General features: G+C 69.4%; 19 protein-coding genes. 9 read left to right on the top strand and 10 right to left on the bottom strand.

What is annotated here, in order from left to right; all coding sequences use genetic code 11:
• Window positions 1-33 precede the first annotated feature (33 nt).
• From ACMGFG_RS09000 to ACMGFG_RS08990, 3 genes are all read left to right on the top strand, one after another.
• Window positions 34-1,050: a GDSL-type esterase/lipase family protein gene (locus ACMGFG_RS09000; protein ID WP_436930006.1), complete on the top strand. Its 1,017-nt coding sequence runs from the start codon at window positions 34-36 to the stop codon at window positions 1,048-1,050.
• 210 nt (window positions 1,051-1,260) lie between these two features.
• The gene (rnhB, locus tag ACMGFG_RS08995; protein WP_436930005.1) at window positions 1,261-2,019 is read left to right on the top strand and encodes a ribonuclease HII; all 759 of its coding nucleotides are present in this window, start codon (window positions 1,261-1,263) and stop codon (window positions 2,017-2,019) included.
• Between the two features lie 114 nt (window positions 2,020-2,133).
• Window positions 2,134-2,376, top strand: coding sequence for a HalOD1 output domain-containing protein (locus tag ACMGFG_RS08990; RefSeq protein ID WP_436930004.1), 243 nt, complete (start codon window positions 2,134-2,136; stop codon window positions 2,374-2,376).
• 95 nt (window positions 2,377-2,471) lie between these two features.
• Here the strand turns inward: ACMGFG_RS08990 and ACMGFG_RS08985 are convergent, their stop codons facing one another.
• Together ACMGFG_RS08985 and secF are read right to left on the bottom strand one after the other, a co-directional pair.
• Window positions 2,472-4,064 carry a preprotein translocase subunit SecD gene (locus tag ACMGFG_RS08985; protein ID WP_436930003.1) on the bottom strand — a complete coding sequence of 531 codons (1,593 nt, stop codon included), beginning with the start codon at window positions 4,062-4,064 and terminating at the stop codon, window positions 2,472-2,474.
• A 55-nt stretch (window positions 4,065-4,119) separates the two neighbouring features.
• The gene (gene secF, locus ACMGFG_RS08980; RefSeq protein WP_436930002.1) at window positions 4,120-4,974 is read right to left on the bottom strand and encodes a protein translocase subunit SecF; all 855 of its coding nucleotides are present in this window, start codon (window positions 4,972-4,974) and stop codon (window positions 4,120-4,122) included.
• Between the two features lie 212 nt (window positions 4,975-5,186).
• Here secF and pan2 point away from each other — a divergent pair, with 212 nt between their 5' ends.
• Window positions 5,187-6,407 carry a proteasome-activating nucleotidase Pan2 gene (gene pan2, locus ACMGFG_RS08975; protein ID WP_436930001.1) on the top strand — a complete coding sequence of 407 codons (1,221 nt, stop codon included), beginning with the start codon at window positions 5,187-5,189 and terminating at the stop codon, window positions 6,405-6,407.
• 162 nt (window positions 6,408-6,569) lie between these two features.
• Here pan2 and ACMGFG_RS08970 read toward each other — a convergent pair whose 3' ends face one another.
• A complete protein-coding gene (locus tag ACMGFG_RS08970) occupies window positions 6,570-7,205 on the bottom strand; it encodes a class I SAM-dependent methyltransferase (protein WP_436930000.1) in 636 nt (211 codons plus the stop codon).
• Window positions 7,206-7,371: 166 nt separating this feature from the next.
• Here ACMGFG_RS08970 and ACMGFG_RS08965 point away from each other — a divergent pair, with 166 nt between their 5' ends.
• Window positions 7,372-8,280, top strand: a complete 909-nt coding sequence (locus ACMGFG_RS08965) for an NAD+ synthase (RefSeq protein ID WP_436929999.1) — start codon at window positions 7,372-7,374, stop codon at window positions 8,278-8,280.
• Window positions 8,281-8,298: 18 nt separating this feature from the next.
• Here ACMGFG_RS08965 and ACMGFG_RS08960 read toward each other — a convergent pair whose 3' ends face one another.
• On the bottom strand, window positions 8,299-8,895 hold the full coding sequence (locus ACMGFG_RS08960; RefSeq protein ID WP_436929998.1) for a hypothetical protein: 597 nt from the start codon (window positions 8,893-8,895) through the stop codon (window positions 8,299-8,301).
• Between the two features lie 108 nt (window positions 8,896-9,003).
• On the opposite strand from ACMGFG_RS08960, the gene ACMGFG_RS08955 reads away from it, so the two are divergent.
• Together ACMGFG_RS08955 and ACMGFG_RS08950 are read left to right on the top strand one after the other, a co-directional pair.
• A complete protein-coding gene (locus ACMGFG_RS08955; RefSeq protein ID WP_436929997.1) occupies window positions 9,004-9,489 on the top strand; it encodes a pyruvoyl-dependent arginine decarboxylase in 486 nt (161 codons plus the stop codon).
• Between the two features lie 116 nt (window positions 9,490-9,605).
• Window positions 9,606-9,959, top strand: a complete 354-nt coding sequence (locus tag ACMGFG_RS08950) for a DUF5811 family protein (protein ID WP_135366021.1) — start codon at window positions 9,606-9,608, stop codon at window positions 9,957-9,959.
• Window positions 9,960-9,972: 13 nt separating this feature from the next.
• On the opposite strand, the gene ACMGFG_RS08945 is transcribed toward ACMGFG_RS08950, so the two are convergent.
• The 4 genes from ACMGFG_RS08945 to ACMGFG_RS08930 all read right to left on the bottom strand — a co-directional run bounded on the left by ACMGFG_RS08945 (window position 9,973) and on the right by ACMGFG_RS08930 (window position 13,497).
• Window positions 9,973-10,188, bottom strand: coding sequence for a DUF8015 family protein (locus ACMGFG_RS08945; RefSeq protein WP_436929996.1), 216 nt, complete (start codon window positions 10,186-10,188; stop codon window positions 9,973-9,975).
• Window positions 10,189-10,288: 100 nt separating this feature from the next.
• Window positions 10,289-12,103: a translation initiation factor IF-2 gene (gene infB, locus ACMGFG_RS08940; RefSeq protein ID WP_436929995.1), complete on the bottom strand. Its 1,815-nt coding sequence runs from the start codon at window positions 12,101-12,103 to the stop codon at window positions 10,289-10,291.
• A gap of 98 nt (window positions 12,104-12,201) precedes the next feature.
• Window positions 12,202-12,795, bottom strand: coding sequence for a cupredoxin domain-containing protein (locus ACMGFG_RS08935; protein WP_436929994.1), 594 nt, complete (start codon window positions 12,793-12,795; stop codon window positions 12,202-12,204).
• Window positions 12,796-12,957: 162 nt separating this feature from the next.
• On the bottom strand, window positions 12,958-13,497 hold the full coding sequence (locus ACMGFG_RS08930) for a plastocyanin/azurin family copper-binding protein (RefSeq protein WP_436929993.1): 540 nt from the start codon (window positions 13,495-13,497) through the stop codon (window positions 12,958-12,960).
• A gap of 148 nt (window positions 13,498-13,645) precedes the next feature.
• Here ACMGFG_RS08930 and ACMGFG_RS08925 point away from each other — a divergent pair, with 148 nt between their 5' ends.
• Window positions 13,646-13,885 carry a PRC-barrel domain-containing protein gene (locus ACMGFG_RS08925; protein ID WP_135366015.1) on the top strand — a complete coding sequence of 80 codons (240 nt, stop codon included), beginning with the start codon at window positions 13,646-13,648 and terminating at the stop codon, window positions 13,883-13,885.
• A complete protein-coding gene (locus ACMGFG_RS08920; RefSeq protein WP_436929992.1) occupies window positions 13,886-14,344 on the top strand; it encodes an NOB1 family endonuclease in 459 nt (152 codons plus the stop codon).
• Window positions 14,345-14,439: 95 nt separating this feature from the next.
• Here ACMGFG_RS08920 and ACMGFG_RS08915 read toward each other — a convergent pair whose 3' ends face one another.
• Both ACMGFG_RS08915 and ACMGFG_RS08910 read right to left on the bottom strand, forming a co-directional pair.
• Window positions 14,440-14,586 carry a CopG family transcriptional regulator gene (locus tag ACMGFG_RS08915; protein WP_436929991.1) on the bottom strand — a complete coding sequence of 49 codons (147 nt, stop codon included), beginning with the start codon at window positions 14,584-14,586 and terminating at the stop codon, window positions 14,440-14,442.
• Between the two features lie 114 nt (window positions 14,587-14,700).
• Window positions 14,701-15,492 carry a CPBP family intramembrane glutamic endopeptidase gene (locus tag ACMGFG_RS08910; RefSeq protein WP_436929990.1) on the bottom strand — a complete coding sequence of 264 codons (792 nt, stop codon included), beginning with the start codon at window positions 15,490-15,492 and terminating at the stop codon, window positions 14,701-14,703.
• Window positions 15,493-15,937: the final 445 nt, after the last annotated feature.

The raw sequence follows: 15,937 nt of genomic DNA, 5'->3' as shown, positions 1-15,937 counted from the left end.
AGCCAAGGGGGCGGCTGTGAGTTGTCAGGCCGAATGACGACGCTCGAGGAGTACCCATCGGTGTCGCTGCACAACGTCGCAGAGACGGTGCCCGCCGACTGGACGGACGAGGGCGACCGGCTCCACCGGCTCCCGGCCGACGTGGCCGCCGAACTCAACGAGATGGCCGACGACCGGGTTCGGCACCCGACCGGGAGCGAACTCCGCTTCGTCCCCGAGCGCGACGACGCGGAGATCGAGGTGACGCTCTCGGCCGACGAGCCGGGCGAACTCCACGTGTTCTGGGGCGGGTTCCAGCCCTGGAAACCGACGGAGATCGGGCCGGAGCCGACGACGCTCACGCTCTCGGTGCCCGAACGGCTGCGGAAACTCGACGCCGACCTGGACGGACGGTACGACCCGCGTGTCTGTCGCATCTGTTTCGAACGGGTCCCCGCGGTCGCCGTCCACGACGTGCGCGGCGACTGCCGGCCGCCCGAGCCCGGAGAGCTGCCCGACACGCGCTATCTCGCCTACGGCACCTCGATCACCGAGGGCGCCGCGGCGTCGGCGGACCACCTCAACTACGTCTCGCGGGCCGCCCGCGAACTGGGCTGGGACCCCCTGAACTTCGGCTGCTCGGGCTCGGCCTACGCCGACCCCCCGATGGGCGAGTACGTCGCCGAGCGCGACGACTGGGACGTGGCCACGCTCGCGCTGTCGATCAACATGGCCAACCAGGACTTCCCGGTCGAGGAGTTCGAGGCCCGCGCCGAGGCGTTCGTCGAGACGGTCGCCGAGGCCCACCCCGACGAGCCGATCGTCTGTATCACGCTGTTCCCCTACTATCCCGACGTGATCGAGGGCGGCGACGCCGGGCGCGCCGAGGCCTACCGCGAGACGCTCCGGGCGATCGTCGCCGACACCGACCACCCCGATATCTCCGTGGTCGAGGGCCGCGAGCTGACCGACGTGTCCGGCTACACCGCCGACATCCTCCACCCCGGCGACGCCGGCATGGAATCCATCGGCCGCAGCCTCGCCCGGGAACTCGACGAGCGGGTCGAGTGACAACGCCGGCCGACGGGGCCTGACCGCGTCCCGACCGCGCGCGAACGCGCCCGCCCCGCTTTTTCAGGTCGCTGACGCCGTTCGAACCTACCGGGAGCGCGGTTCGAGCGGATAGAACCGCCGGGAGCGCCCCCGAGACGGCAGACGCGCGTCAGACGGTCGGCGTCTCGACCGCGACGGTTTAAATACGAGGGGGCACAAGCCGCGGCCATGCAGGAGTTCGGCGTCGACGAGGCCGGCAAGGGGCCGGTGCTGGGCTCGATGTTCGCGGCGGCGGTGGCGGTCGATCCCGCCGAGTTGCCCGACGACGTGGGTGACTCGAAGGGGATCGCCCCCGAGCGCCGGGCGGAACTCGCCGAGCGGATCCGCGAGGTCGGGTCGGTCGGCGTCGCCGAGATCACCGTCGAGCGCATCGACGACGAGGAGACCGACATGAACTCGCTGACCGTCGCCGCCCACGCCGAGGCGGTCGACGCGCTCGCCGACGCCCTCGACGGGATGCCGACCGACGACGACCCCCTGGAGGGGTACGTCGACGCCGGCGACACCAACGCCGTCCGCTTCGAACGGCGCGTCGAGGACGCCGCCAGCGCCGCCATCGACGCCCGCGCCGAACACAGTGCCGACGAGACCTACCCCGTCGTCGGTGCGGCCAGCATCGTCGCGAAGGTGGCCCGCGACGCCCACGTCGAGCGGTTGGCCGAGGAGTACGGCGAGGTGGGCAGCGGCTACCCCGGCGACAGTACGACGAGAGAGTTCCTCGAAGCCTACGTCGCCGACCACGAGGAGCTGCCCGCCTGCGCCCGCGCGTCCTGGCAGACCAGCAAGGACGCCCTCGCCGCGGTCTCGCAGTCCTCGCTCGGCGAGTTCGAACCCGACGGCGGCCGCGCGGTCGACGAGACCGCCGACGAGACCGAAGTCCGGTCCGACGGCAGCGGCCTCCGGCGGACGACCCTCGACGACTTCTAGACCCCGAATTCCGGACGCCAGAGCGACTCGCGACGGTGTTGGATACGGAAACCTCGTTTCCCACCTTACCAGTTAGGTGTGATTTCTTTCGTAACAAGCCGTGAAAAACCACCAGTGAACGACAGCTTGTCGACGGATATCGTCGATGCCGTCGCCAGTGCTCGAAACAGCGATCCGCGGGAGCTGGATTTCGTGCTCGCGGATCACGTCGACCCCGACGCACTGGAACAACTGGCCGAACACCCGGGAGGCACGTGGACGTTCACCTTCGAGCTCCCGGGCCACAGCGTGACCGTCACGAGCGACGGGACGATTCTGGTCGACGGTGCGGCGGAGAACGATTTCTCGGGGGCCTGAACGGCCCGCACGCGAGCGCCTGAACGGTCCGCACGCCAAGAACGACTGTCCCCTGGCGACCGCCCGGACAGCGCCGCGAAAAAACGGAGTCGCGCTCAGTCGCCGCCCTGGTCGAGCATCAAGTTCCGGAGCACGTCACCGTAGGCCGGTCGCGTGACCAGCACGCCGATGAGGACGCCGACGATGGTGACGATGGCGAAGCCCTGCAGGTCCCCGAGCGAGAGGAACGCGAGCGGGCTCATGGCGATGATGGTGGTCACGGCGGCGGCGCCGATGACCCAGAACGCCTTGCGGAAGCGGTTCTGGAACACCCTGCCGGTGGCGATCTCACCCTGGTTGAGGATCTCGTCGGCGATGATCAGCAGGTCGTCGACCCCCGTCCCGATGACGGCGATGAACCCGGCGATATACGAGAGATTGAGGGGGAGGCCGATGGCCGCGGCGAACCCGAGCAGCAGGTACACCTCGGCGGCGGCGGTCGCGAGCATCGGGACGGCGACGCGGGGGTTCCGATAGCGCAGGAAGACCGCGCCGCTGACCGCGAGCCAGGCGATCAGGCCCGTCAGCAGCGCCTGCCACTTGAAGCGGTCACCGAGGCTCTGCTGGAGGAACAGGACGGTCCCCTCCTCGACGGCCAGCCGCGTCGGCAGCGCGCCGGCTCGCAGGTTGACCTGCAGCGCCTGGGCCTCGTCGGTCGAGGTGGTCAACATTCGGAAGCTCGGGGCCTTCTCGAACTCGCCGGACTCGATCGACTGGGCGAGCCCGTCGCTCATGAACGCGGCGTAGACGACCTCGCCGTCGACGACCGTGTACAGACACCAGCCCGCGTCCTTCGGGTTCTCCCGGTAGCGACAGCTCGACGGGCTGGTCGCCTGGTCGGACGTGAACCCGATGTCGACGAGGTCGCCGGCGTAGCTCGCGGCGGCGTCCTCCGTCAGCGTGATCGGGACGAACGGCTCGCCGCTGTCGGAGGTCTCGGCGATGCCGACCTGGGACTGTTCGAGCTGCTCGTTGGTCAGCACCGTCTGGTTGCGGTAGACGGTGCCGTTGCCGGACTCGACGGGGTAGTGGGCGACGATGCTGACCTCGCCCTCGTCGCCGATGAGGTTGAGCACCTCGGTGGTGTTGGCGTTGGGCACGTCGACGACGACGTACTGTTCGCCCGTCGCCGAGCGCTGGGTGGCTACCTGCCCGCCGCTCAGGCCGCCGCGGTTGATCTTCGCCGAGATCGTCTCGACGGTCTGCTGGCGGGTCTGGGCGGTCACGCCGCTGCGTATCTCCGCCCCTTCACCGTCGAGTCCCGCCTCCGCGAGCGCGTCGCGGAACCGCTGTTCGTCGACGCCCTCGACGAGCACTTCGACGGCGTCTCCGTTGCCGGTGTTCGACACGACGGACACGTCGCCGGTCGGGATGTCCAGCTGGGCGGCGACGGTCTGGCGGACGCTCGCCTGTTCGTCCTGCCCGATGTCGAGGTTCTCGGCGGTCGTCCCGACCAGCGGCGCGCGGATGCGCGACCCGCCCGCCAGTTCGAGTCCGAACTTGAGGTTCGTCGGTCCGTCCGCCGAACCGTAGGCGGAGCTGTTGTTCGCGCCGCCGTCGACCGCGCCGACCGGTCCGAACAGCGCGAACGTCGACGCGAGGACGAACACGACCAGCATGACGATCCGCCAGTTCTCGCGGAGGTTCACGCGAATCCCCCCTTGATTCGCGTGAGGTCGTCACGCGCCCCGCGTGTGACGGTGTTCATCGGGCCACCCCCTCGTACTTGTACCAGCGGAGCAGGCTCAGGTTCAGCATGTAGGTGTTCATGAGGTCGGCGGTGAGTCCGAACACGAGCACGATCGCGAGGTCCGGCAACAGCGGGATGCCGAACAGCGACGAGACGATCCACATGACGACCATCGCCGAGATGGAGGTGACGGTCATCGTCACACCGGTCTGCATCGCGCGGTAGGTGCTCTCGTAGAAGTCCCCGCGTCGCCGGAGGATGTGGTTGTTCAGCAGGATGTCGGAGTCGACGGAGTACCCGATCAGCATCAGCAGCGCCGCCACCGCCCCCAGCGAGAGCTTGATCTGGAACACGTTCATCAGCGCGAGCGGGATGATGATGTCGGAGAACGCCGAGACGACGACCGCGATGGAGGGAACGAACGTCCGAAACAGCGCGAAGATGAGCAGGCTCATCCCGACGAAGGCGACGCCGATGCCGATCAGCGCGAGCCGCTGGGCGTCGGCGCCGAAGCTCGCCGACCGCGACTGGATGGAGACGATCTCGTAGCCGGCCGACTGGGCGGCCGAGCGGACGGCGTCCGTGTCGGTCGCCTGTGTCGTGATGATGTACTCGTTGGAGCCGACGATCGGCTGGACCGAGTCGTCGAAGTCGAGGCTCTGTCGCACCTCGGACTGGGAGGCGTCGGTCTCTATCTGTATCTCGATCCCCCCGGTGAACTCGATCCCCGGCGTGACCGGTGTCCCGGTCACGAGGGTCCACCCCGCGAGGACCAGCAACGCGATCGCCAGCACGGCCAGCGGGACGGCCGCCAGCTGACGGTTTGAGTACCGGTCGTAATCGGGTTCCGGTACTACGAACTCGACCATGCCCGTCGGTGTGCGACGCCGGCCGATAAGCCTTCTCCATTGCGCCGGCACGCGACGCGAGGGGGCTCGCGGGACTGGGCGGGCGCAAGCGACCGCGGAACCCGGCCGAAGCGGTCCGCCTCCCCGCCGGCGACCGCCGGAACGGACGCCGACCACGGACCCGGAATACCCAAAGGCACTTTTTCGTTCGCTCGTTACCACCCACTAACCCGATGTCCCGCAGTCCTTCGCTCCCCGAGCGCCCCCGGCTGGAACTCGACCCCGACATGTCTCCATCCGAACGGCTGGGCGCGCTCACGGACCACTACGAACAGCTCGTCCAGGTGAACCGCGAACTCGAAACCCAGCTCGAGAGCGCACGCGAGCGCCGCGAGGAGCTCACCGAGGAGGTCGACCAGCTCGAACGCGAAAACGAGACGCTCAAGACCTCCTCGCTGTACGTCGCCACCGCCGAGGAGATCCTCGACGACGGCGTCGTCGTCAAACAGCACGGCAACAACCAGGAGGTGCTCACCGAGCTCCCCACCCAGCTGCGCGAGGGGCTCGAAGCCGGCGACCGCGTCGCCATCAACGACTCCTTTTCCATCCAGTCCCAGCTCGAGAGCGAGACCGACGCCCGCGCCCAGGCGATGGAGGTCGACGAGTCGCCGACGGTCACCTACGACGACATCGGCGGCCTCGAGGAACAGATCCAGGAGGTCCGCGAGGCCGTCGAGCAGCCGCTGGTCGACGCCGCACAGTTCGACGAGGTCGGCATCGAGCCGCCCAGCGGCGTCCTGCTGCACGGCCCGCCGGGCACCGGCAAGACCATGCTCGCCCGCGCGGTCGCCAACGAGACCGACGCCACGTTCATCAAGATGGCCGGCTCCGAGCTCGTCCGCAAGTTCATCGGCGAGGGCTCCCGACTCGTCCGCGATCTCTTCGAGCTCGCCAGCGAGCGCGAGCCCGCCATCATCTTCATCGACGAGATCGACGCCGTCGCCGCCAAGCGCACCGAGTCCAAGACCTCCGGTGACGCCGAGGTCCAGCGCACGATGATGCAACTGCTCTCGGAGATGGACGGCTTCGAGGACCGCGGCGAGATCCGCATCATCGCCGCCACCAACCGCTTCGACATGCTGGACCGCGCGATCCTCCGTCCCGGCCGCTTCGATCGGCTCATCGAGGTGCCCGAACCGGACGCCGAGGGCCGCAAGCGCATCCTCGAGATCCACACCGCGGACATGAGCCTCGCCGAGACCGTCGACTTCGAGCACCTCGCCGCGGAGACGGAGGGGTTCTCCGGCGCCGAACTCGCCTCGCTAGCCACCGAGGCCGGCATGTTCGCCATCCGCGACGGCCGCACCGACGTGCGCACCGGGGACTTCGAGGACGCCCTCGACAAGATCGAGGAGGGCGACGCCACCGAGGGCCAGCCGGTCGCTTTCTACTAGGACCCACTTTTTCCGACGGAGAGCGCCTTGCGCGCCAGCGGCGCGCTGCGGGGATCCTCCGTCGCAAAAACTTGGGGAAAAAGGCCGGACGACTCGCTCACTCCGTTCGCTCGCGTCCGGTGAACCGCGCCTGCGGCGCGGATGCTCGTATGACTTGCCGGACTACCGTTGCACGAAAACGGCGGGACTGTTCCCGGACTGTAGATCGGTCGCACCGACGAACTTCCAGTAATCGCGGACATCCGTGCCGAGCAGTTGTTCGATCGCCTCCCGAGTGAGCAGGTTCGTTCCCGCAGCGACGGGCGCGAAAAACTCCCGCTTCCCCTCGGGTTCGTCCCGGAGCCACTCCCGGGTCGCCTCGTTCGGGTAGTTGAAGATCAGGTAGCCGCCGGGTTGCACGTGGTCGTAGAGCGCCTCGATAGCGTCCTCGATGGCTTCGACGAAGTACAGCGTCGCCATGCAGTACACGATGTCGAACTCCCGACCCAGGTCGAGGTCGGGCAGCGAGCGAACGTGGAAGGTGATGTTCGACAGGCCACGTCGGTCGGCCACCTCGCGGTCGTCCCGGATCACGTCCTCGGCAAGATCATAGCAGTAGAACTCGGTGTCGGGATGGCGCTCGGCGAGCGCGAACTCGGTCACTGCCGGGCCGCAGCCGACCGAGGCGAACGACTCGGGGTCGACCCCCGATCCGTCGAGAAACCGGTCGACGTACTCGTCCATCTCCTCCCCCGCGAGGTACGCGCACCGCTCGTACTCGCCGGTGGCGTAGAACTCGTTCCATCGATCCCCGACCATACCGCGATTGTTGTATCGCGCAGACGAAATATCCGACGACCCCGCCACCACCGACTTACGCGCCCCGCTACGATCACTGATTAGGCCAATCCTTACTACTTGTTTAAGGATCAAAACTAAATACGAGACGTTCGACCAGAGAAAACGTATTACGGTGACCGAACACATGGTATCCAGTGACGCCGACGAGGGGGTAACGTCGGTCCGGACGGACGGCCCGGGCTTCCTGACAGACCGCGACGACCTGGCGGCGGTCCGGGAGGAGGCGGTGGCGTTCATCAAGGACAGAGTGACCGCGGCGGGCGCGCGAGGCGTCGTCGTCGGGTTGAGCGGCGGGGTCGACTCGACGCTGACGGCGAACCTGGCCGTCCAGGCGCTCGGGAACGACCGCGTCCTGGGGATGGGGCTGCCCGCCCACACCGACGCGGACAACGCGCGGGAGGCACAGACGATGGCCGAGGGGCTGGGCATCGAGTTCCGTGAGGTCGACCTGCGGCCGTTGCTGGACCTGTTCGAGGACCACGTCGCACCCGAGGTCGCACCCGACGGCGGACGGCGGGCGATCGGGAACCTCACCGCCCGCCTGCGGATGTGCGCGCTCTACTACGCGGCCAACGCCCGGTCGTATCTGGTCTGCGGGACGGCCAACCGCTCGGAGCTGTTGCTGGGCTACTTCACCAAGTACGGCGACGGCGGCGCCGACCTGTTCCCGCTCGGCGACCTCTACAAGACGGAGGTCCAGGCGCTGGCCCAGCAGGTCGGCGTCCCCCGGCGGATCGTCGCCAAGGAGCCGACCGCGGACCTGTGGGCCGGCCAGACCGACGCGGAGGACCTGGGCGCCCGCTACTCGGCGATCGACCCCGTGCTCCGCCGGGTCGTCGACCGCAGCGAGCGCGTCGAGGACGTTATCGAGGACCTCGACGCGAGCCCGGAGACCGCCGAGACCGTCGCGCGGATGTACGTCGACTCGCTGCACAAACGGGCGGTTCCGCCCACGCCCGGCATCGACGACCGCGGGGACGGGTCGGGCGGCTCCCACCCGCTGCACCTCGCGCCGATGGCGAACGGGCTGTGACCGGGGTCGGCGAGCCGCTCACTCCTCGCAGGTGACCTCGTTTTCGTCGACGCGGTCGATGGAGAGCAGCGGCGACCGCGCGAGCAGTTCCCGGGACCGGTCCGCGCTGCCGGGGATCGCCGTCCGGTCCATGTACGGGGGCGTCTCCGGCGTGTAGTTCCGCTGCTCGGTCCCGGTCCCCGCGGCGAACGCGAAGTCCCCGTAGGCGACCGCCACGTCCCAGCCGATGCAGGCCCACCGCTCGGCCTTGCCGGTCGGGTCGTGGCGCGGGAACCGCTCCAGGACGACGGCGCGGAAGCGCGTGCCGCGGGAGTGCTCGTACTCGCCGACGACGCCCGTCTCGGCGCCGAGCATCCGCGCGGCCATTCCCCGTGTCTCCACGAGCGTCCAGCCGTCGCCCGGCTCGGGCAACACCTCTCCGGCATCGCGGTCCGGCGTCGGCGAGGGCGACCCCGTCGGCTCCGGCGTCCGCGACGGCGTCCGGGCGTCGGTCGGCGCTGGCGACGGTGCGGCGTCGGCGTCCGGTTCGGGTGAATCCGGCGCCTCGCAGCCCGCGACCACGAACGGGACCGCGGCACCGATCCCCCGGAGGACCGAGCGGCGTGTCGGCGTCACGGGACAGACGGGCGCGCCCGCCGGTAAATACTTTCTCGCCGACAGACCTGACGGTGCCGTTCGACCGGAAGCGAAACCCCTTAGCGCGCGAGTCGACGACCCGGAGGTATGAGCACCATCCGGGTCGCGTGGGGGTCGGCCGCCGGCCCGACCGCGATGTCGTCGTTCGACGCGGCGCTGGCCGAGGCGGGCGTCCACAACTACAACCTCCTGACGCTCTCCTCGGTGATCCCCGCGGAGGCCCGGCTGGAACGCGTCGGCACCGCCCCGGACCTGGGAGCGGCAGGCGAGGCGCTCTACGCGGTCGTCGGCCGCGAGACGCTTCCGCCGGGCGCCGACGGCGAGGCCTGCGCGGGGCTGGGGTGGGTCCGCAGCGAGTCCGGCCGGGGGCTGTTCTACGAGGCCAGCGGGACCGACCCCGACGCGGTCGCCGAGGCGGTCGAGGCGGGCCTGCGCCGCGGGACGGAACTGCGCGAGTGGGCCTTCCGGGAGGAACCGGAGGTCGTCGTCGAGTCGACCCCCGCCGACCCGGCCGAGCACGCCACCGCGGTCGTCGTCGCGGCCTACGGCGGGAGCGAACCGCTGCTCGACTGACCGGGAACGGCGGGAGCCGCGGCCCGAGCGACCACGATCGATCGTGTGGGACGGCAAGCTGTACGCCTCTCCCAGGGGTTAAGACCCTGGGCCGCATACGGCCGCGGAAGAGCCCAATGTACGGAAACTCGCCGCTCGGCGACGACGGGTTGGATCCCGAGACGCTCACGCCCGACCAGCGCCGCCGGCTGGAGCGGGACCTCTCGCAGGTCGCCCACCAGACGCGGAGACTCCTCCCCGAGGAGTTCGTCGTCGGGTCGGACCTGACGGCCGGCTCCGACGGCCCCGAGGCCACCGTCGCCGTCCGTCCGCCCGTCGGCCCCGTCGTCTCGGCCGGCTACACGCCCGAGGACGCCGACGCCACGATCGACGAAGACGAACAGGCCGACCTCGCACAGGGGCTGGCCGCCAGCGCCGCCCTCCAGGTCAAACAGGCCCTCTCCAACAACGACAGCCCGGCCGCGCGATAGCGGAGGGCCCCAGTCAGTTCTCGACGGCCGCTTCTGGCGGGTTGTAGAACAGCGCGTAGCCGATGGTCCCGCTGGCCGGGACGCTCCCCACGGCCATGGCGGTCCCCCACGACCACGACAGCACGACACCGGCGAGCGCCGCGAGCGCGAGCAGCGCCGGGATCAGCGCCAGGACCGCGTCGTGGACCGACATCACACCGCGCGCGTCGCTCGCTGCTGGTCCAAGCACGTGTCAACCGTCGAGCGTAACCTAATTAAATGTTATTACTGCGTGTGCAGCGGGGGAGCGGGTGCCGCGGGAGTCGGTCAGCGAGCGGCGAGCGACGGCGTCACTTGCCCCAGAACGGGTCGCGGTTGCGCCGCTTCTCCAGGTACATGTTGAGCGTCTCGAGTTCGCTGACGGGGATGTCCTCCGAGAGCTCCTGTTCGAGGATCTTCGCGTGTTTCTCGGGGATCTCCGTCCAGAGTTCGTCCCCCTCCTCGATCTGGCGGCCGACCGTGGGGCCGTCGATGGAGACGGCCGCGCGCTCGCCGCGCCCGAGTTCGTCGACGTCCTCGCCCTCGTCCTGGATGGACTTGAGCAGCCCCACGCGCTCGGGCTCGCTGCCCTCGAACAGCGCGACGTTGGAGTTGCGTTTGAGCGTGCCGCCGAGGACTTCGACGCCGACGACGGCGGGGTCGGACTGCCGGAAGGTGTGGTCGTCGAGGATCTGGAAGCGGGCCGGCCGGGTGATGTTTTCGAGTACCTGGTCCTGCTGGGCGCGCTCGCGCTCCTCGACGAACGCCTCGTACTCCTCGACCAGCCGGTAGATCACGTCGTGGTCGAAGATCCGCACGTCCTCCTGTTCGGCCAGGTCCGCCGCGTCGTCGAGCACCTCGACGCCGAACCCGAGGATGGTGCGGTGTTTGTCCTCGTTGGCCGTCTCGGCGACGCGCACGTCCCGCGGCGCGATGTCGCCGACCTCGGCGCGGACGATGGGGATCTCCTCCTCTTCGAGCGTGGAGGCCAGCGCCTCCAGGCTCCCGAGCGTGTCGGCCTTGGCGACGACGCCCTCCTCCCCGGTCTGGACGGCGATGTCCGCGAGTTCGGCCCGGACCTCCTCGATCACGTCGTCCACCTCGCGGTCGCCGACGACCCGGATGGGCGCGCCGGCCATCGCGTCGTCGAGATCCGGCGCGGCGATCTTGATGCCGTCGGCGGCCTTCACCGAGTCGACCTGTTCGAACTGGCCCTCGGTGCGGATCTCCTCGAGCGGGCGCGGGCGCAACAGCGCGCGGACCTCGGTGACGATGGGGCTCTCGACGCCGCCGACCACGATCTGGTCGTCGGCCGAGATGGTGCCGTCGTAGATGATGGCGTCGACGGTCGCCCCGAAGCCCTGGGTGTCGGTGACCTCCAGTACCGTGCCGGCGGCGGGCCCGTCGACGTCGACGGCCATCTCTTCTTTCATGTAGCGCTGGGAGAGGCCCATCATGACGGTCAGCAGGTCGGGGATGCCCTCGCCGGTCTCGGCGGAGACGGGGACGACGCCGACGTTGTTCTGGAAGTCCTGAACCCGCCAGTACATGTCCGCCGAGAAGTCGTTGTCGGACAGATCGCCGATGAGTTCGTAGAGGCTCTCGTTGAGGTCCTGTTCGACGCGGTCGGTCTGGGCCTCGATGGTCTGCTGGGCAGGCGCGTCGGGGTTGGGGTTCCAGCCGGGCGTGGTGTCGATCTTGTTCGCGGCGACGATGAAGGGCGTCTGCGTGCGGCTGAGGATGTCGACGGCTTCGAGCGTCTGTGGCTGGAAGCCGTCGTTCACGTCGACGACGAGGATCGCGATGTCGGCCAGCGCCCCGCCCCGCGAGCGCAGCGTCGAGAACGAGTGGTGGCCGGGCGTGTCGATGAAGAGGAGGCCGGGCAGGTCGAAGTCGGTGGGGTCGACCAGTTCGCCGGCGATCTCGGAGATCACGTCGAGCGGGACCGCGGTCGCGCCGATGTGCTGGGTGATCGCGCCGGACTCGCCCTCGGTGACCGCGGAGCCGCGGATCTCGTCGAGCAGGCTGGTCTTGCCGTGGTCGACGTGGCCGAGTACGGCGACTATCGGTGTCCGAAGCGTCGCCTCGGACTCGTCGTCGGTGTCTGTCGGTTGTGAGTCTGCCATCCTATCACCACAGAAGTTCGGTTGTCTCGGATCAGCCCCGCGGGCCGGATAAGTGATCTCATCTGCCCGTGCGCGGGCCCGTCGTCGCTCGCGCGCGGCTACTCGGTGACGGTGAACGAGCCCGTCATGCCGGCCGAGCGGTGGGGGCTGCAGTAGTACTCGTACTCGCCCGGGGTCTCGAAGGTGAACGACAGCTCGTGACCCTCGTCGTAGAGGTCGCCGTCGCCGCCGGCCGTCCCCGAGAACTCGGACCCGCCCGGGGTCGTCGCGGGGCGGACGTTGTGCCCGGAGCTGTACCACACCCAGACGACCGTCTCGCCGGTCGCGATCTCGAAGGTCTCGGGCGAGAACGAAAGCCCCCCGTCGGCGACGGCGACGACCTGCGCGGCCTGCCTGGGAGTCGCCGTGGGCGTCGGCGTCTCGGTCGGCGTGGGACTCGCGGTCGGCGTCACCGTCGGCGTCGCCGCCGAGTCGGGCGTGTCGGTCGGCGTCCCGGTCGGTGTCGCCTCGGCCGTGGGCGAGGGGCTGGGCGTATCCGTCCCGGGCGTCTCCGTCGGCGTCGGGCTCTCGGTGGGCGTCGCGTCGCCGTCGGTCCCGGAGCCGTCGGTCTCGGTGCCGTCGTCCCCGCCGCAACCGGCGACGGCGGCGGCGAGCGCGGTTCCAGCCAGTCGGAGCAGGCTACGGCGGTCCATGGGCGCGCTCGGGGCTGTCGCGGAATAAACCCCGCGACGCTGCGGGTCGGTCGATGCGGCCACTCCGGGCCACTCAGCGGGCGACACCCCGGTTACTCGGTGCGCGACGCGTCGGGTTACCCGGTGCGCGACACCCCGGTTACTCGGTGCGCGACACCCCGGTTACTCGGTGACGGTGAACGAGCCCGTCATGCCGAGGTTCCGGTAGGGGTAACAGCGGTACTCGTACTGGCCGGCGACCTCGAAGGTGTGGGCGAAGGTGTACCCCTCGCCGTAGGTGGTCCCGTCGCCGCCGGGGGTGCCGGTGAACGTCGACCCCCGCGGCCGCGCGGTCGCCCGGACGTTGTGGCCGGAGCTGTGCCAGGCCCAGACGACCGTCTCGCCGGTCGCGATCTCGAAGGTCTCGGGGTCGAAGGTCGCCGACCCGTCGGCGACCGCGACGACCTGGTCGGCCTCGCTCGGTACCGGTGTGGGAGTGGCCGTCGGCGTGGCGGTCGGGGTCGCCGTGGGCGTCGGCGTCGGCTCCTCGGTGGGCGTCGCCGTCGGCGGGGCGGTCGGCGCGGCGGTCGTGGCGGTCGGCGGGTCGCTCGGCGCCGGATCGTCGTCCTGTGTCGCCGTGCCGTCACCCGATCCCAGCCCGCACCCCGGGACGAGCCCCGCGAGCGCGACGGCGCTCGCCCGCAACAGGCGTCTGCGCTCCATGGCGACGACATGGACGACCACCCGCATAATCCCGGTGGTTCCGGCGACTGTGAGCCCGCGGCGGGTCCCGACGGACCGCACAGCGGGCGTCACGCGGTCGTCAGACGGCCCCGTGGCGTTTATGGGGCCTCACTCGGTAGTCGGGGGTATGGCCGAGATACTCGCCGAGAACCTCTCCGGCAAGGCCGTCACCGGGACGGACGGCGCCGAGATGGGGATGCTGTACAACATCACGATGGACCTGGAGACTGGTCGGTTGCAGAACCTCATCATCGAGCCCAACGAGCACCTCGACAACTCGCAGTTCGAGGTCGACGAGCAGGGCCACCTCCTCGTGCCCGTCGACCGCGTCCAGGCAGTCAAAGACCAGATGATCGTCCAGCGCTAAATGTACGTCCTCGACGCCTCGGCTTTTATCAACGAGTATCACACGACCGAACAGCAGGCCACGATCCCGCTCGTCCGCGAGGAGCTCGAGGACGAGAGCGCCTACCGCTACGACGCCATGGAGGGGTCGGGCATGCACATCCACATCCCCGAGGACGAAACCGTCGAGCGGATCGAACGCGCCGCCCGCGAGACGGGCGACCTCGAGACCCTCTCGGAGACCGACATCCGGCTGGTCGCCGCCGCGTTCGAACTCGACGGCCGGCTCGTCACCGACGATTACGCCATGCAGAACGTCGCCGAGAAGCTGGAGGTGGCGGTCGAACTCATCGCCCGCGAGGGGATCACCGAGCAGCGCGACTGGCGCTTCCAGTGTTCCGGTTGCGGCCGCGAGTTCGACGAGAACCACGACCGCTGTCCCGTCTGCGGGAGCGACCTCTCCCGGAAGAACCCCGCCTGAGCCGTCGCTGGCGACCACGAACCGACCAGCGCCGACCGGAACCGACCGGCTCCGGTCGGACCGCCCTCGGTGGCTGCCCCAGCCCCGCCCACCCGCTACTGGATCTGTTCGTCGAGCTGTTCGAGCCCGGTGTCGACGAGCTGCCGGAGTACTTCCTCCTCCGTGAGGTCGTACTGCCGGGCGATCGCCTCGATCTCCCGGGCGCGGTCGTCGTCGCAGACGACCGTGTAGCGGGTCGGCATACACCCCGTATTTTCGCCCGTTCGGCTTAACTACCCGTCAGACGGCCGTCAGACTCCGATTCCTGGCAGTCGAGTCGGGGAGCCGGGTTCGGGCGCCGACGGGGGCCGTTCCGCTCACCCGCCGACGGCGCCGGTCGCCTGCAGGTACTGCAGGAGGAAGCTCATCGTGTTCCACAGCCCGTGGACGACGATGGGGACGGCGATGTTCTCGGAGAGTTCGTACAGCGTCCCGAGGACGAGCCCGAGCGCGGCGGCGACCGCGAGCGTCGAGACGACGCTGCCCTCCGAGCCCAGCAGCGCGAAGTAGTGCATCGCACCGAAGACGGTGCTGGCCAGCACGACCGCGGGGACGACGCCGTAGGCCCGGCGGAACAGTCCCTGGACGATCCCGCGGAAGAGCAGCTCCTCGGCGGGCGCGACGAACAGGAAGGTGACGGGGATCAGGTAGAGGAAGCGGACGGGGTCCTGCTGGCCCTGCGTGATCACCTGGTTGGTCGCGCTGTCGACGCCGGCGGCCTGGATGACCGCCGACAGCGCCGACGCGACGGCGAACAGGGCGACGAAGCCGGCGACGACCCAGCCCAGGTCCCGGAGCGACGGGACGGCCACCTGGAAGAACTGCTCGTCGGAGCGCCACTGGAGATAGACCGCGACGACGGCGAAGAAGCCGACGAACTGCGTGGCCGTCAGCGCGGCGTAGGCCAGCGGCGGCAGCGTCGCCGTCGACGTGACGTCGAAGCCGAGCGCGCTCAGGACCGAGCCGGCCCCGGCGATCAGGAAGGTCCCGAGGATGAACGCCGAGACCACCAGCGCGAGCGAGTGGAACAGGCTCTCGACGCGAGTCTCCATGTCGGCGACGCGGTAGTACTCCGTACCCATCTGCGTGGCCGCCGGTAGGGATTCCACGGGTTTGACTGCACCGGTCCCGCGGAGCTGTTCAGTTCGGAATGTGAGTTGAGTAGTTGGTTCTATTTGGATCGATGTGAACCGAAGGCGAGTGACCGCACTCGTCGGTGAGTGCTGAAAGTCCTCGACGCGCTCGCTAGCAGTCGACTCAACCGCACTCGACAGCAAGCGGTGAAAGCCCTCGGCGCGCTCGCGGTCGCTCAGACGACTGAACTGCGCGCGAGCGCGCCTCGCCCGTTCAGTCCACCGGGAGAGCACGCTCTCCCGAGCCCGCGCTCACACGTTCGCGCGGACACCAGGGACCGCACTGCACGGCACTGTGACCGCACCCGCCCCGCACAGCACCGCAACGGGCCACGAACCTCCCCAGCCGATTCGCTCCTGTCGTCGCTCATCCACCGTCGAGCAAGCTCCGACGAGCCTTCGTTCACACAGTTCACGAAGA

Source organism: Halosimplex halobium (genome assembly GCF_051414055.1).
In the GTDB taxonomy this organism is placed as follows: Archaea; Halobacteriota; Halobacteria; order Halobacteriales; family Haloarculaceae; genus Halosimplex; species Halosimplex halobium.
The sequence above is the reverse complement of the archived record's forward strand: the minus strand, read 5'-3'. Positions and strand labels throughout refer to the sequence as shown.

Excerpts from the sequence above, each read along its gene's own strand:
- ACMGFG_RS09000 (WP_436930006.1), top strand. The coding sequence starts at position 34 with ATGACGACGCTCGAGGAGTACCCATCGGTGTCGCTGCACAACGTCGCA.
- rnhB (WP_436930005.1), top strand. The coding sequence starts at position 1,261 with ATGCAGGAGTTCGGCGTCGACGAGGCCGGCAAGGGGCCGGTGCTGGGC.
- secF (WP_436930002.1), bottom strand. The coding sequence starts at position 4,974 with ATGGTCGAGTTCGTAGTACCGGAACCCGATTACGACCGGTACTCAAAC.
- pan2 (WP_436930001.1), top strand. The coding sequence starts at position 5,187 with ATGTCCCGCAGTCCTTCGCTCCCCGAGCGCCCCCGGCTGGAACTCGAC.
- ACMGFG_RS08970 (WP_436930000.1), bottom strand. The coding sequence starts at position 7,205 with ATGGTCGGGGATCGATGGAACGAGTTCTACGCCACCGGCGAGTACGAG.
- ACMGFG_RS08965 (WP_436929999.1), top strand. The coding sequence starts at position 7,372 with ATGGTATCCAGTGACGCCGACGAGGGGGTAACGTCGGTCCGGACGGAC.
- ACMGFG_RS08955 (WP_436929997.1), top strand. The coding sequence starts at position 9,004 with ATGAGCACCATCCGGGTCGCGTGGGGGTCGGCCGCCGGCCCGACCGCG.
- ACMGFG_RS08950 (WP_135366021.1), top strand. The coding sequence starts at position 9,606 with ATGTACGGAAACTCGCCGCTCGGCGACGACGGGTTGGATCCCGAGACG.
- infB (WP_436929995.1), bottom strand. The coding sequence starts at position 12,103 with ATGGCAGACTCACAACCGACAGACACCGACGACGAGTCCGAGGCGACG.
- ACMGFG_RS08935 (WP_436929994.1), bottom strand. The coding sequence starts at position 12,795 with ATGGACCGCCGTAGCCTGCTCCGACTGGCTGGAACCGCGCTCGCCGCC.
- ACMGFG_RS08930 (WP_436929993.1), bottom strand. The coding sequence starts at position 13,497 with ATGGAGCGCAGACGCCTGTTGCGGGCGAGCGCCGTCGCGCTCGCGGGG.
- ACMGFG_RS08925 (WP_135366015.1), top strand. The coding sequence starts at position 13,646 with ATGGCCGAGATACTCGCCGAGAACCTCTCCGGCAAGGCCGTCACCGGG.
- ACMGFG_RS08920 (WP_436929992.1), top strand. The coding sequence starts at position 13,886 with ATGTACGTCCTCGACGCCTCGGCTTTTATCAACGAGTATCACACGACC.
- ACMGFG_RS08915 (WP_436929991.1), bottom strand. The coding sequence starts at position 14,586 with ATGCCGACCCGCTACACGGTCGTCTGCGACGACGACCGCGCCCGGGAG.